The organism is Peribacillus sp. NPDC097264 (assembly GCF_050277925.1).
GTDB lineage: Bacteria > Bacillota > Bacilli > Bacillales > DSM-1321 > Peribacillus.
The window spans coordinates 1-14,761 of record NZ_JBNNSR010000017.1 but is presented as its reverse complement, the minus strand read 5'-3'; the positions used below and the strand labels follow the sequence as shown (position 1 = coordinate 14,761).

Sequence of the window (14,761 nt, the reverse complement as noted above, 5' to 3'; positions counted from 1 at the left end):
TTTTAGAGGCCAAGATTCTTAGCTATGATTTTTTTCATGATTTCATTGGTTCCTGCGTAAATGCTTGCTACAGGTATATCCCGGTAGCGCCTAGCAATCTTGTATTCTTCCATATAGCCATAGCCACCGTGAAGTTGCATGCATTCCGTGGAGATTTTCCTGGCGGTTTCCGTCAATCTCCATTTCGCCATCGACACTTCAGTGACCACGTTTTCCCCTGCCATATGGTTTGCAATCAGTTGGTCCAGAAAAGCTCGGCCCATTTTGATTTCCGTTGCCATCTCGGCTATTTTAAACTGCGTGTTCTGGAACTGGCTCACCGATTTGCCGAATGCTTCACGGCTTTTCACGTATTCGATTGTATCCGCAAGCATGTCCTCCGATGCAGCTTGGGCACAGATTGCGACCACAAGGCGTTCCTGTTGCAGTTTCTCCATTAAATAGGTGAATCCCTTGCCTTCTTCACCAAGCAGGTTTTCCTTTGGCACCCGGCAATCCTCGAAAATGAGCTCTGCTGTATCCTGACAATGCAGGCCAAGCTTTTTCAACTTCCTTCCCCGTGAGAACCCGGGTGCATCTCGTTCCACTACGATCAATGAAACGCCTTTATGCTTCGGAACAGCATTTGGATCGGTTTTACAAGCTACGATAATCAAATCAGCATGGATGCCATTTGTGATGAATGTCTTTTGCCCGTTAAGAACATAATGATCTCCATCCAAAGTCGCCGTCGTTTTAATATTGGCCAAATCCGATCCTGTCCCCGGTTCCGTCATGGCGATAGCCGTAATCCTTTCCCCTGTCGTACATGCAGGAAGCCAGCGCCTTTTTTGTTCCTCGGTTCCATAGGCGGAAAGATAGGGTACCGTAATATCGCTATGAAGCCCGAAACCGATTAATCCCGAGCCCACCCTTTCCAGTTCTTCATTGATGATGACCCCAAAGCCCCAATCGACTCCTGACCCACCAAACTCTTCATCAAGATCAGGACAGAGAAAGCCTTGCTCGCCCATCTTCTCCCAGAATGACCGTGGGATGAGTCGCTCTTCTTCCCACTTTTCATAATGTGGAACCGCTTCTTTCTCTAAAAACTTCCGTAATGATTTACGGAAAATCTCGTGATCTTCTGTTAAGTAAGAATGCTTCATCTGTTCTCGCTCCTCTTTCTTTTCTCTTCTTCTATCATTACTCGGGTGTCATGGTCACCTTGGTGACATCCTGATGGCCCCGTCCAGCCGGATCGTTTCCCCATTCAGCATCGGGTTGGTTATGATGCTTTCCGTTAGCTTCGCGTATTCGTTTGGATACCCGAGCCTTGATGGGAACGGTACCGTTTTCCCAAGGGATGTCCTCGCTTCTTCCGGAAGCGAATCGAACATCGGTGTATGAAATAAGCCAGGTGCAATCGAGACGACCCGAATGCCAAAAGAAGCAAGATCCCTTGCTATCGGTAAGGTCATGCCGACGATTCCCCCTTTTGAGGCACTATAAGCAGCCTGCCCGATTTGGCCTTCAAAGGCAGCTACGGAAGCCGTATTAATGATCACGCCCCGTTCGCCCTCTTCATTCATCGGATTATGAACCATTTTCTCCGCGGCGAGACGTATGACATTAAACGTGCCGATTAAGTTGACCGTCACCACTTTTGAGAACGCTTTCAATTCATGTGTGCCTTTTCGGCTAACGACCTTCTCGGCGATGGCAATACCCGCACAATTGACGACCGTGTTAATCGTCCCAAATGTTTCGATTCCTTGGTCCAGGGCGGCTTGGACACTATCCTCTTGCGTCACATCCGTTTTAATGAACAGGACGGAATCCCCTAATTCCTCGACCAGCCTGGCCCCTTTTTCTTCCGAGAGATCAAGGATGATCGCTTTCCCGCCTTTATGGATGATGTTTCGCACCGTTGCCTCACCCAGTCCTGAAGCCCCACCTGTCACTACTGCCACTGTCTCTTGAATATTCAAGTCCTCCACCTCTTTCCCTTTGTTTTTGAAACTTATGATTCAACCTTCAAGTTATGAAGGGTTTTCTTAAAATCATGGATCATATATTCAAAATCCCGCTTCAATTCAGCAAGTTCCCTCATTCGTTCATTGATTTCTTCTAATTTCTGTCCCGCTTTTTCTATCGTTCTCTCCAGTTGCTTGACCCCTGTTCTGTCCTGCTCGAAAAGGACCACAATGTCTTTTATTTCATCTAAAGAGAACCCATACTTCTTGCCACGCATGATGATTTTAAGCTGTGCGAATTCTTTCTTTCCATATACTCTGTTCCCTGTTTCGGTCCGCCTCGGCTTTAGCATGCCTAATTCCTCATAGTAACGCAGCGTCCTCGTCGTCAATTCAAACTCTTTGGCTAACTCAGAAATCGTGTACATCCTATAACCACACTTTACAAAGGGATTATTTACCTTTATCTTACCATTGACGTTAACGTAAACTTCAACAAATATTCATAAAATTTCATGAAATCAAAAGAAAAGGGTCGTTTTACCTGTTATACTAAAGATATATTCTTGTAAATGAAGGGATGGATCAACATGATCTGCTCGAAAATACTAGTTGCCTATGACGAATCTGAATTAGCTCTCAAGTCTTTGGAAAAAGCGATTGAATTAGCCAAGCTGGATCCAGCCATTGAAATTCATGCGATACACGCTGTAACGCTACCGATTCATCCAAGTATATATGGAAACGCTTTTCAAGAAATCGAGGAATCCATGCTGAAGTATGGAGAAGAAGTCATCTCAAAAGCGGATGCGCTATTATCGGAAATTCCGAATAAAACCCAGACATTTGTCGTGGAAGGCTCCGCCATCAAAACGTTATTGGAACATGCGAAATCCCAAAACTGCGACCTTATCATCATGGGTAGCCGCGGCTTAAGCGGGTTCAAGGAATTCCTGGGAAGCGTCAGTCATTATATCGTGCAGAACTCCCCGGTACCCGTCTTATTGGTTAAGTGATTACATAGTACGACTCGTTTTCAAAAAAGCTGGGCTCCTTGAGACCAGCTTTTCTGCTAGCTTGACAATAGGATGTAAACGGCAAAGAGATTCTTATTTTACAAACCCTTATTTCTATGGGTAAAATGAAAGTACTTTGAAGAGATAAGCAGGTGAAGCGATGGATATTAAGCATTTACAATACTTCATAGAAGTGACTAATTTTAACAGTTTCACTCGGGCAGCCGATCATTTATTCATTACTCAGCCGACCATCAGTAAAATGATCAAGAACCTGGAAACCGAACTTGGGGTTGAACTTTTCGATCGTTCCCGCAAGCAACTCGCTCTGACCGATGCCGGTCGGGTCGTATTAGAGCAGGCAAAATTGATTGATAAAGCCTTTCATAACTTGGAAACAGAAATGGATAATTTATTAGGCCTTAAAAAGGGACATATACGAATCGGTTTACCCCCGATTATCGATGCCTCTTTCTTCCCCCGAATTCTTAGCCGTTTTCATGAGGATTATCCCAATATCACCTTTCAATTGGTTGAAGATGGTTCAAAAAAAATTGAAGAGTCCGTTCAAAATGACCAACTGGATATAGGCGTAATCGTCCTGCCGACCAACACCGTTCTATTTCACCATTTTGCCTTTTTAGAAGAAGACATCAAGTTGATCGTTCATCCCTCTCACCCACTTGCTTCCGAGGATGAAATCGATTTGATAGATCTTCAACATGAGTCCTTTATCTTATTCAATAAGGATTATGTTTTGCGTGACCTCATCATTTCATCTTGTAAGGAATCAGGTTTTTCTCCACACATCGTTACCGAAAGCTCTCGATGGGACTTTATAGAAGAAATGGTTTTCTGCAAGCTTGGCATCGCCCTTTTACCAGAAAGCCTCTGTCGGTTGGATAGTCGTGTTAAGACCATTAAGGTTAAAAATCCATCACTGAGCTGGAACTTGGCATTCATTTGGAGTAAGGATCAATACCTTTCATACGCCGCAAAGGAATGGCTGAAATATACAAAGGAAGCGTTGGCTAAAAAAGAGTGATCATACACCTTCAATAAGAAAATAATGTAAGCACTATCATAGATATGAGTTATCTTCATGATAACATCTAACCATTTTACTTTATTTACTTGCCGAGTTAGACTTGGTAGTGAGTAAAAAGCACTGCAATACCGATATATCGATATTTTCTGAAAGGAGATATTTATGATCACTTTATCTAGTGTCGATGAGTTACAAGCAACCGAAGAAGCGTTGGAAAAAATTAAATATTCATACCCCGAATTATTTAAAAAACTGCTTCATGTCGTTGCCTTAACACGAGCTTTCCAATTTAAATATCAATTTATGGGCACATTAATCATGGATGAAAACCCTAACGAATACACCCCTGAATTCGTTATGCCCTCCGTTATCACTTTATATAAAGAGGAAGTTCAAAAGTTAAAGAATGATCCGAATATCGAGGTTCTTCGACAAACCCTCTCCCAAAATGAAAATATTGGATATGCGAAAATCAGTATGCTAGTGCTCGGTAAAAGCCCTGAATCACTTTTAGGCGCTTCATACATTAAATAATACCCCCTGATATGTTCCTAAAAAAACCTCCCGTTTTCGGAAGGTTTTTTTTCTTTAGCTATACGTCAAAGGACTTTACTCAAAAATGCCTTCGTTCTTTCCTGCTGCGGATTGTCAAAAATCTCGCTAGGCACATTTTCCTCAACGATCAACCCTTCATCCATGAATATCACTCGATCCCCCACTTCTTTTGCAAATCCCATTTCATGTGTCACCACAACCATCGTCATGCCTTCTTTCGCCAATTGCTTCATGACTTCAAGCACTTCACCGACCATTTCCGGGTCTAGAGCGGATGTCGGTTCATCAAACAACATGATCTTTGGGCCCATAGCTAGAGACCTAGCAATGGCTACACGTTGCTTTTGCCCTCCTGACAAAGAGTCCGGATAGGCGTTCGCTTTATCCGAAAGGCCCACCTTATTAAGCAATTCCATGCCCGTCTTTGCTGCCTGTTCCTTGGAAACTTTACGCACTTTTATCGGCGCAAGCATGATATTTTCAAGAACCGTTTTATGCGGGAATAAGTTAAAATGCTGAAAGACCATGCCGACTTCCGTACGGATTTTATTGATATCGACTTTCTTATCCGTCGTATCAAGCCCCTCAATGTAAATGTGGCCACCCGTTATCGTCTCTAGCTGATTGATGCATCTTAGGAAAGTGGATTTCCCAGATCCCGACGGACCAATGACCACGACGACTTCCTGTGGGGCAACGGTTGCACTGATATTCTTCAATACCTCATTGTCACCAAATGACTTATTTAAATTTTCCACCTTGATCATTCTGTTTTCAACCTACTTTCAAGTCTATTTAGTACGAAACTTAGAACGAGCGTCAGGCAAAGATAGATGAAAGCACAGGCCAAATATGGCTCCCATACTTTAAAATACTGACTGCCCATCGCTTTTCCCCAATACATCAATTCCGGGGCAGCAATGACACAAACTAAGGAAGAATCTTTCAATAATACGATGAATTCATTACCTAGAGGAGGAATCATGCGTTTGAATGCTTGTGGAAGGACAACGGAAATCATGGATTGAGTGTGCGTCAAACCTAAAGAACGTGCCCCTTCCATTTGTCCTTTATCAATGGATTGAATTCCGGCCCTGAATATTTCAGCAATATATGCCGCTGCATTTAAAGACAGTGCAATGACTCCCGCTGCGACGGCATTCGTTTCGCCGGTAAAGAAAGGAACCACCCCAAAGTGGATCAAGAAGATCTGGACCAATAATGGTGTCCCCCGGAAAACCGTGACATAGCAGTAAAATGGAAAGGCGAGTAGTTTATTTCTTACAATCTTCCCTAATCCAATCAGCAATCCTAGAAACGTCCCGATTAGAATCGAAGAAACGGATAGACCAATCGTAAGCAACGTCCCCTTCAATAAGAAAGGCGCATATTCAAAAATAATATCCCAACGAAAACCCATTCTATGTACCTCCTAAAGTCCAAAAAAACTGCGTAACTTCACACGTAAAGTTACGCAATTTTTCTCATAATCTATATTATTGTTGTGCTTTTACCGTCTCGATATCTGGATCTGTGCCAAACTGTTTTTTATAGATTTCGGCGTACTTGCCATTATCGAGCATGGTATTGATCGCTTTATCGAAATCGGCCTTTAACTCACTGCCTTTAGGGAATAGGACTCCATAAAACTCCTCTTCAAAGCTGCTGCTGTCTTCCACGACCTTCAACTTTTGATCAGGATTATTTTTCACGTACTCTTCAACGACCGTATTATCTGCCACGACCGCTTCAGCCCCGCCCTTGAGCAATTCCTGAATCGCTAAGTTATTATTCTCGAATTTCTTGATATCTTTATGGTTTTTCCCAAGAAGGGCTTCCACCGCTTCTTGACCCGTTGTACCTGTTTGGACAGCTATCTTCTTCCCTTTCAAATCTTCTCCCGATTCCACATCACTTTTTTCGGGAACCAAGATTTTATTGGTGGAAAGGAAATAAGGAACCGAAAAATCATACGATTGTTTTCTTTCATCATTCACTGTAATTGCCGATACAGCTAAATCTGCTCTTTTTGATTCAATCTCCACAAAAATCGGATCCCAGCCTACATGCTCAATCTCGACTTTATACCCAGCTTCCTTCGCTACGGCATTGATAAAGTCAACATCGAATCCGACGATTTTATCACCTTCGAGGTATTCAAAAGGCGCATATGCCGCATCCGTCACGACTCTAAGCGTCTTTTCCTTCGGCCCTTCATCACTTGTAGTGGAAACTTCCTTTTCCTTGCCACATCCTGTCATGATCAAAAGCAAAGAAGATATCACGACCAACATGTATACAGATACCCTTTTCAACATAATCCCCTCTTTTCTCCCGTAAACTCTCACTCAAAGTAGTCTAACAATTTAGATTTGAATGATTATTCAGTATTTTTTACTTAAAAATAGTATACGTTTTTTTGAGTTTTCATGCAATAAAAAGTAAAAAAATAACTTTAGTAGAATACAAGTTTATTACAGTAAATGACAAAACCAAGTATCATAATGGACTTTGAACATGTGAACAATCGATTCATCTTCTTTTTCCATAAAAAATAGAAAATTATATTGAAAACGAATATAAAAAAATAAGCAACCACCCATTTAGAGGGTTGCTGCTTATTATGGTTCGTCCAGTGCACGGTTAGTTTCTTCATCAATATCTAACATATCCAATAGGAAGATAAAGATTGGTATCCCGATGATCAATCCCCAAATTCCAAGGAAGTGTTCGGAAAACAGTAAGATCATAAACGTGAAGAACGTAGGAAGATTTGTTTTGGCCGACATGAATTTCGGGTTCAAAATATAGCTTTCAAGCGCATGAATCACCACAATCATGATCAACACTGCAATGACCTTTGGCATGCCTCCAATACTATAGGCAATCATGCTTAGTGGAATCAAGGAAATAATGACCCCAGCCACTGGAATCAAACCAAGGAAGAAAATCATGATCCCCAAACCAATTAACTGTGGAAAACCAAGAATCCATAAGAACGCAACGGATAGAATGGCATTCGTAATGGCAATTAGGAATTGAACCTCTATGACTTTTCCGAATGAGTTAACGAACTTCACACCGAAATGTCCAATATTAATGAAGAAGGAATTGAATTTCCCCCGCTTAAACTTGGAAGTGAAGCGGATGATTTTATCCTTTTCCAACAAGAAAAACAAGCTAAGCAGTATAGAAATGAAGATTTGAAACGCCAGTTTTCCAAAGTCAGATATATAAAGATAGAGCGTATTCATCTGCTTTTGAAGATCCAGAGGTGATTCAAGTTCATTCATTAAACTAATGGCATATTGAATGACCTTGCTATCAGGCGGATGTTGAAAGAAGAATACAATCTGCGTAATCAGCTCAGTAAATTGTGTCGTAATAACCGGCAAGTACTTATAAAGGACGATAGCTAAAGAAGCAATGAACACTATATAAATGAAACTTATGACCACTTTGGAATTGATGGGCATCACTTTTTTCAGATGAAGCATGATGAATTGTTCAAGCCTTCCCATCAGGAAAGTGAAAACAAATGTGAATAAAACGATATTGACCATACTTCCGATGCTTACAAGAAATAAAAACAGCACAAGTAAGGTAATGAATCTTGAAAATCCTTCGCTTTGTAAATACTCTTTTACCACTTACCTATCTCCTATCTACCATTTTGCCGTAATCTATCTTTGTATTTATTATTTTACACGGAATGGAGGAAATCTACTACAAATACCTTCCAAAAAATAATAATTCGAAATATCTTGCCCGGACTCCCTCAAAAGCCCCGGCTTTGTATTAACTATAACCGGTACAAAAAAGGGATGCACCTATTATGCATCCCAATCAAGAAGACTTAGTCTTCGTCCTTAATGTCTAGATCTTCCGGAATCGGTTCATTCGCCAATTCTTCGACTAACATTTTATATTTCTCCAGCTGTTCAAAGTGCGTCTTGAACTGGTCCTTATAGATCAATACTACACCCTCGCCGTCATCCACCACTCTAATTTTTCCTTGTAAGATTAAACTTTCGACATATGGTATGGACACCGATAAGTAATCAGCCGTTTCCTCTACTGTTAAATACACGTTTTCGTCACTCCTACTACTATCTTTATAGCTATTATACCAGTAGTTCACTTTTTCTGCTTTTCTCCTATTGCCCAATATCCTCCGTCCATTTGAAAAGGGCCTTTCCCAGATTGAGAAAGGCCCTTCTATCATTTCACTGTCACTTTGACCGTTTTGGCATTTCCGGCCTTATCGGTTGCCACAACCGATAACTTTGTCTTTTTCTTTTGTTTTTTCATCGTCACTTTATATTTGCCATTTTTATCGGCTGTCGCCTTTCCGAGAACCTTGGATCCCACTTTAACCTGCACGGTTGCTTTGGCCTCTGTTTTACCGGAAACCGATTTACTTGAACTCGTCACTGCGCTGACTGTAAGCATTTTGGGTGCCGTCACGTCTTTTACCGTCGTTTTGACCGGGGTGGTCTGGTACTCTTTTCCACCCACGGTTCCTGTAGACCAAACAGAGACTTTGGTTCCGGCTTTTTGTTTACCAATCGTGACAGAATACTTGCCGTTCGCTTTTATCTTTGTTCCCTTTTTATTGACAACTTTATTATTGACCTTCACATATACTGTGGTATTCGGTTCAGCTTCCCCGCTTATCTTTGTATCCTTATCCCCGACCTTTTTGATGGTCGGCCCAGACATGGTTGCACCTACTGCGTATTCTTCCTGGCTTTTTAAACTCCCTGTGTCTTTCACTTTAATATAATATGTTCCCGGAGATACGGAATAGAGTTGAGTATCCGCTTGATCTACACGGTTGGAACTTTCCAGGCTCACCGCTTTATTCTTGGCATTATATAAAGAAAAGTCTAGCGAACTATTAAACTCCGTAGCAGCGACCACATATAAGAAACCATAATGCTTCACTTTGATTTTATAGTAATCTACATCGTTCGCTTTATTGAAAATCCCCAAACCAAATTGTTTCAGGCTTATTGAGTTAGACTTTTTAATCGTATTATTCGGTTCTTTTTCAATGAGATACTCACTTGCCATCTTCTTGTATGACTGATTATGTACACGCTCGAAAGGACTTTTCAGGCCTGTTCCCTTTTCAACTGAAACTGTAGCGGCTCCTACCGCCCCTAAATTAAGCGAAAATAGACTGAATACCAATGCCAGAATAAAAACAAATGATTTTTTCATAGTTCTCTCCCTTTTTAATAAAGTAAAAGATTTTCTTCTTTTCCCCTTGTCTCTACCCACATGCAAAAAGAAAATAAACCATCTTTTACCAAAATATACTAATAATTACTCTGTACGTAAAGGGACTAAACCCTGATATGTCCACCTTATTTCCTGGTTCGTGAATATCAAGGAAAATAAAATGCGTTTATACCTTATAAACCAAACCCATAAAATGTAAAATAGTGTTAATGTAGGAGTTCTATAGACTAGGAGGATTGAAAAAATGACCTTATTTTATGTCATGCTTGCAGCCATTTTCGCGATCATTGTGGTTATCCTGGTAAAACGAAGAAGCGAGCCGGTCAGAATGGAACGGTATCAGCAAGAATTCCGGAGAAGGTATGAGGAGACGTTGGACATAGGCGGGAATGCTATCGTATCGGAAGCCTTAATAGAAAAGCTAAATCAAGCCATGGAAATCGAGTATATGGAAAAGGTCAATACCGCTTTCCGTATGAAATACCCACGTTATACGCAGGGGAATCTCAACGAGTTATGGCGGGAATTAAAACGGTACTTCATCATGACGGCCGTGTTCGGTAAAATGGAAATGTTTCATGCCACCGTCGATGAACTCTGGCATATCATGCTGGATGATAAACAGAAATATGATAGGTTCTGTCGGGACTTCCTTGGCCAGATGATCCTACATCATCCCCACACAGAGCCTGTCTTTAAACCAGTGGAACGGACACTGTTCGACTTTTACTATGTCCAGCTGTTCACTATTGATTCGCCCTCGATTCTAACTTGGGGAAAGTTCTTCAAACATGATAAAGCAACCTCCTTGCTCCACGATTTCGAAACACTGGAAGTTGACCAGTTAAAGGAAAAATACATGCGAAAACCGACGAGTGTGGAAGCGGAAGAAACTTTTGATAGGTTCTCGGGCCTCATAAAAAGTGACCGCACAGAACGGAGTGTGGATTGGCAAAAACGGTACAATCAAATGGATTATGCTGCACCCGCTTACTTCATTTATGCAAGTGCGGATGCATGTGATTCGGACTTCAAGCATCTGTTTGGTGACGATCCCGCTCACGGTTCCCATTCTGGAAATGTAGGTACCGACAGTCATGGCAGTGTTCATGATAGTGGATCTGATTCCTCGAGTTGTTCTTCTTGTAGCTCGTGCTCTTCATAAAAACAGCACCACCGTTTGTTAGATGGTATCTAGGTGCTGAACAGGCTTTGTCCAATCAATAAAGTACCCGTTACCATTTCACCTTCCCAACCCATTTAAAAATGCCTCCTTTTACTCAAGGAGGCATTAATGGATATCAGTTTTGCTTATTCATGTTCCAGTTTCTTCACCTGTACTTTTACATCAAGCGTTTGGTTCCCACCTCTGTAAACTCCCTGCAACGGGCTGACGTCTGAATAGTCCCGCCCAGCGCTAAGACAAATGTGATTTTCAAGTGCCTCTACATTATTCGTGGCATCGAGTCCAATCCAGCCGATACCAGGGGCCATGAATTCAACCCACGCATGGGAGGCAGCATCACCAATCAGCTCAGAGTTTTCACCGACGTAGAGATATCCGCTTACATATCTGGCCGGAATGTTCCTGGCTCTAAGAACGCCTAGCATAATATGAGAATAATCCTGACATACGCCTTTTTTCAACTCAAATGCTTCATTAGCGGTTGTGCTTACATTCGTCGATTCTCCGTCATAGGTCATGACCTCATGAAGATACCTCATTAACTGAAGGGAGAATTCAACAGGACTTTCAATATCACCTACCGCTTGGATAACTTGATCGATTTGATGCTGATATAAGAAGGTATAGTTGGTTCCATTTAAAAAACTCTTGTAATGCTCATGAAATAATTTCGAATGAAAGATATATCTCATTTCTGGAGAATACTCGATTTGTCGAATGAATGGCGACCTTTGAATGCTGACGATGGAGGTCGTCTTCACTTCCAACTTCGTATGTTTTTGGGGGATGAAGAAACTCTCCACGTGATTCCCCCATAAATCCACATGTTCCTTTGGCATCGATACAGGTGTGATTTCATTTTTATAAGACAATAAACGCTGACATTCATCCGTCCTAGGTTTCAAACGAATGGTATTCATACTTTGGTCTACTGCTGTATCATAGTAAAAAGTATTTACATGCTCAACTTCATATTTCATGGCCATTCCTCTCCCTGATACAATGGTTTTACTGTCCTGTAAGAGGAAGGGGTTTCTCTGGGGATGCTCCCTTTCATGTTACAGGATCAGCTTCTAAGTAATACGTTCTAGAGAATAACTTTCCAAATTCCAGACACTGGCTATAAGCCGAATCAATAAAAACCCCAATCTCTTCCGTATTCAGTTTTTTGATGTCCACATCTTTGAATTCACTGATCATATTGTCAATGGCCGCATACATCTTCCAAGAATAATGGGCCACCTTTTCGCCTTCAAGTCCTTTAATCACTTCTCTGACATGTTCCATGCAATAACAGAGGGAACGAGGAAAGCTATGATCGGATATCATGAATTGCAGGACAAATTTGGGTTCCATCAAAGGTTTGAATTTCTTAGTAAAGTCCTCATATCCATTAATGAGCTGTAGACTTGTACGCCAGTCCAATTCTTGCCCTTCCAAGTCACCATATGGAACGGATTGTCGATACATCATCTGCATGACAAGAGCTGTTTTTTCAGCCCGTTCCAGCCATTTTCCTATCTTAATAAAATGATAGGGTAAATCTCGTGACATGGTAGAATCTATTATTCCAGTCGCAATCATTGAAGTGGTTTTAATACGCCTGATATAGGAATGAATCTCTTGGATGGAGTAATCCTCCCTTGCTTCGGCATTTTCTTGCTCTAAGTAAAACTCATTCCAGACCTCCCAAAGCATGTTGGGGATTCTATCTCTTGTCATCTTGGCATTTTCCCGAATATAATTGGTTATCTTCGATAGCGAATTGAAGTTATCTTCTGAAAAGGCCAAATAATGGACGACATTTTTCATCGTAATGTCTTCATAAAGAGAATCAAATTCTTCCTTATCCCCACAAATCCCGATGATCACTTCCAAATCGTGTTTGATCAGGGTTTCATGCTCGGATGCCTCTAGCATTTTTATTAACTGAACCTCAAGGATATCTGCATTACTTTCCATCCGTTCACAATTCCTTGCCATCCAAAATAAAGAATCGGCTACACGACTAAGCATGCTGCATCTCCTCCTTTAACACCCAGGTATCTTTTCCGCCCCCGCCCTGTGAGGAGTTCACAACGAGTGATCCTTCCTTTAAAGCCACTCGCGAAAGTCCGCCCGGCAGTACATGTACTTGTTCCCCCTTCATGACGAATACGCGTAAATCTACATGGCACGGGTAGAATCGGCCTTTTTGGTACGCCGGGGCCCGTGATAATTTAATGGTAGGCTGTGCTATATACTGATAAGGATTTTCAATGATTTTCTGACGGAATACTTCCCTCTCTTCCTCGGTAGCATGGGGTCCGATTAGCATATCGTAGCCACCAGAAGCCCCTACATTCTTCACGACGAGTTCATCCAACCTTTCAAGAACCCACTCCTTCTGGATTGGATCGCTTAACAGGTAGGTATCCACGTTTTTAATGATCGGTTCTTCCTTCAAATAATATCGAATCATATCCGGTACATAGGAATATATCGCTTTATCATCGGCCACACCGTTTCCAATCGCATTCAAGATGGAGACATTCCCCTCTTTATAAGCAGCAATCAATCCCGGCACCCCGAGTAACGAATCCTCACGAAACGCCTCCGGATCAAGAAAATCATCATCTATACGGCGATAGATGATATCCACCCTTTTTAATCCCCGAATGGTTTTCATGTAAACCATGTTGTCTATCACGATCAAATCTCTTCCTTCTACAAGCTGGATATTCATTTGTTGTGCTAGAAATACATGATCATAATAAGCCGAATTATACATTCCGGCTGTTAAGAGGACTGCTCTAGGTTCAGTGTTTTTCGAGATGTTATTTGGCACATGCGACAATAAGGAGTGCTGTAAATGAGCAATTTGATTTTCAAGTGTGTTGAGAGAATGTTCAGAAAAAAACTCGGGGTAAACCTGACGCATAACATAACGATTTTGATACACATACGAAAGTCCTGAAGGATTTCGTAGATTATCCTCAAGAACTCGATATTCACCATGTTCATCTTTGATTAGATCGATTCCTGCCAAGAAGATATGATTTTGTAAAGGGCTATCAACCCCGCCTACCTGTTTATAGTAGTAATACGGGCTATTTTCTACCAGATGCTTCGGAATAATATTATCTTTTAAAATTCGTTGATCATGATAGATATCATCCAAAAAGTGATTAAGTGCTTCGACTCGTTGAATCATGCCTTTTTCAATCACTCCCCATTCTTCAGCAGGGATGATAATTGGTATGAAGTCAAACGGCATGGTGCGCTCCGTTCCGCTTTCTTCCCCATACACCGTAAAAGTAATTCCCTGTCTTAAAAAACTGAATTGAGCTGTTTCATGCTTTTCCCTATACTCTTCTTCTGAAAACTGTTGAAGAATTGAATGGAAGTATCGATAGTGGTCTTTTGGCTCTCCATTTTCCTGAAGCATTTCATCGAAAAAGGAGCCCGTTTCATAAGTTTTGAACAATGCTACACGCCTCCAAAAAATGTTATGTAAAGAGTAATGACTATTTAATTACGACAAATTTCATGGGATATCCTTCTTTTCTAACAATATTTTTACTAATAATTTAGATTTTTCTAATAATTGTCGATTGGTACCGTTTACATTTCTTCCTTTATAAATTTACAAGAAAAAAACTAATAGGTTGCCCTATTAGTTCAGTTTGTAGACAAAAGGGGTTCGGAATGGTTTCATTCCGAATCCCTTTTGATATTTTCTTGGAATTTTGCTCAAGATTAAGAGCTTGGGTCT

Annotated in this window: 16 protein-coding genes; 4 read left to right on the top strand and 12 right to left on the bottom strand. The window is 41.2% G+C overall.

The genetic code is table 11. The features are described 5' to 3' along the window. Positions 1-2: 2 nt before the first annotated feature. From ACQKL0_RS19195 to ACQKL0_RS19185, 3 genes are read right to left on the bottom strand one after another with little or no spacing between them, the layout of a single operon-like run. On the bottom strand, positions 3-1,148 hold the full coding sequence (locus tag ACQKL0_RS19195) for an acyl-CoA dehydrogenase family protein (protein ID WP_402988866.1): 1,146 nt from the start codon (positions 1,146-1,148) through the stop codon (positions 3-5). A 54-nt stretch (positions 1,149-1,202) separates the two neighbouring features. Continuing rightward, on the bottom strand, positions 1,203-1,970 hold the full coding sequence (locus ACQKL0_RS19190; protein ID WP_427689091.1) for a 3-hydroxyacyl-CoA dehydrogenase: 768 nt from the start codon (positions 1,968-1,970) through the stop codon (positions 1,203-1,205). Between the two features lie 32 nt (positions 1,971-2,002). Continuing rightward, positions 2,003-2,383 carry a MerR family transcriptional regulator gene (locus ACQKL0_RS19185; protein WP_402871455.1) on the bottom strand — a complete coding sequence of 127 codons (381 nt, stop codon included), beginning with the start codon at positions 2,381-2,383 and terminating at the stop codon, positions 2,003-2,005. A gap of 162 nt (positions 2,384-2,545) precedes the next feature. On the opposite strand from ACQKL0_RS19185, the gene ACQKL0_RS19180 reads away from it, so the two are divergent. The 3 genes from ACQKL0_RS19180 to ACQKL0_RS19170 all read left to right on the top strand — a co-directional run bounded on the left by ACQKL0_RS19180 (position 2,546) and on the right by ACQKL0_RS19170 (position 4,553). Continuing rightward, on the top strand, positions 2,546-2,971 hold the full coding sequence (locus ACQKL0_RS19180; RefSeq protein ID WP_402871457.1) for a universal stress protein: 426 nt from the start codon (positions 2,546-2,548) through the stop codon (positions 2,969-2,971). Between the two features lie 160 nt (positions 2,972-3,131). Continuing rightward, positions 3,132-4,016 (top strand): cidABC operon transcriptional activator CidR, encoded by an 885-nt coding sequence (cidR, locus tag ACQKL0_RS19175; RefSeq protein ID WP_402871459.1) that lies wholly within the window; start codon positions 3,132-3,134, stop codon positions 4,014-4,016. 165 nt (positions 4,017-4,181) lie between these two features. Next, positions 4,182-4,553 (top strand): hypothetical protein, encoded by a 372-nt coding sequence (locus ACQKL0_RS19170; protein ID WP_402959312.1) that lies wholly within the window; start codon positions 4,182-4,184, stop codon positions 4,551-4,553. 65 nt (positions 4,554-4,618) lie between these two features. On the opposite strand, the gene ACQKL0_RS19165 is transcribed toward ACQKL0_RS19170, so the two are convergent. From ACQKL0_RS19165 to ACQKL0_RS19140, 6 genes are all read right to left on the bottom strand, one after another. Next, the gene (locus ACQKL0_RS19165) at positions 4,619-5,341 is read right to left on the bottom strand and encodes an amino acid ABC transporter ATP-binding protein (protein WP_402871463.1); all 723 of its coding nucleotides are present in this window, start codon (positions 5,339-5,341) and stop codon (positions 4,619-4,621) included. Then, positions 5,338-5,994: an amino acid ABC transporter permease gene (locus tag ACQKL0_RS19160; RefSeq protein ID WP_427689089.1), complete on the bottom strand. Its 657-nt coding sequence runs from the start codon at positions 5,992-5,994 to the stop codon at positions 5,338-5,340. The genes ACQKL0_RS19165 and ACQKL0_RS19160 overlap by 4 nt, the downstream gene beginning before the upstream one ends. Positions 5,995-6,070: 76 nt before the next feature. Next, positions 6,071-6,889 carry a basic amino acid ABC transporter substrate-binding protein gene (locus ACQKL0_RS19155; protein ID WP_402871468.1) on the bottom strand — a complete coding sequence of 273 codons (819 nt, stop codon included), beginning with the start codon at positions 6,887-6,889 and terminating at the stop codon, positions 6,071-6,073. A gap of 306 nt (positions 6,890-7,195) precedes the next feature. Further along, entirely contained in the window at positions 7,196-8,224 is a 1,029-nt protein-coding gene (locus ACQKL0_RS19150) for an AI-2E family transporter (protein WP_402871469.1), read from the bottom strand. 206 nt (positions 8,225-8,430) lie between these two features. Then, entirely contained in the window at positions 8,431-8,664 is a 234-nt protein-coding gene (locus ACQKL0_RS19145; RefSeq protein ID WP_402871471.1) for an excisionase family DNA-binding protein, read from the bottom strand. A 131-nt stretch (positions 8,665-8,795) separates the two neighbouring features. Further along, positions 8,796-9,800 carry an Ig-like domain-containing protein gene (locus tag ACQKL0_RS19140; RefSeq protein WP_402959316.1) on the bottom strand — a complete coding sequence of 335 codons (1,005 nt, stop codon included), beginning with the start codon at positions 9,798-9,800 and terminating at the stop codon, positions 8,796-8,798. 265 nt (positions 9,801-10,065) lie between these two features. Between ACQKL0_RS19140 and ACQKL0_RS19135 the strand changes: the two genes are divergently transcribed. Continuing rightward, positions 10,066-10,986, top strand: a complete 921-nt coding sequence (locus ACQKL0_RS19135) for a hypothetical protein (RefSeq protein ID WP_427689087.1) — start codon at positions 10,066-10,068, stop codon at positions 10,984-10,986. 146 nt (positions 10,987-11,132) lie between these two features. On the opposite strand, the gene ACQKL0_RS19130 is transcribed toward ACQKL0_RS19135, so the two are convergent. The 3 genes from ACQKL0_RS19130 to ACQKL0_RS19120 form a co-directional block, all read right to left on the bottom strand. After that, a complete protein-coding gene (locus ACQKL0_RS19130; protein ID WP_427689085.1) occupies positions 11,133-11,987 on the bottom strand; it encodes a transglutaminase family protein in 855 nt (284 codons plus the stop codon). A 73-nt stretch (positions 11,988-12,060) separates the two neighbouring features. After that, on the bottom strand, positions 12,061-13,023 hold the full coding sequence (locus ACQKL0_RS19125; protein ID WP_427689083.1) for an alpha-E domain-containing protein: 963 nt from the start codon (positions 13,021-13,023) through the stop codon (positions 12,061-12,063). Next, positions 13,016-14,473: a circularly permuted type 2 ATP-grasp protein gene (locus ACQKL0_RS19120; protein ID WP_427689081.1), complete on the bottom strand. Its 1,458-nt coding sequence runs from the start codon at positions 14,471-14,473 to the stop codon at positions 13,016-13,018. The genes ACQKL0_RS19125 and ACQKL0_RS19120 overlap by 8 nt, the downstream gene beginning before the upstream one ends. Positions 14,474-14,761: the final 288 nt, after the last annotated feature.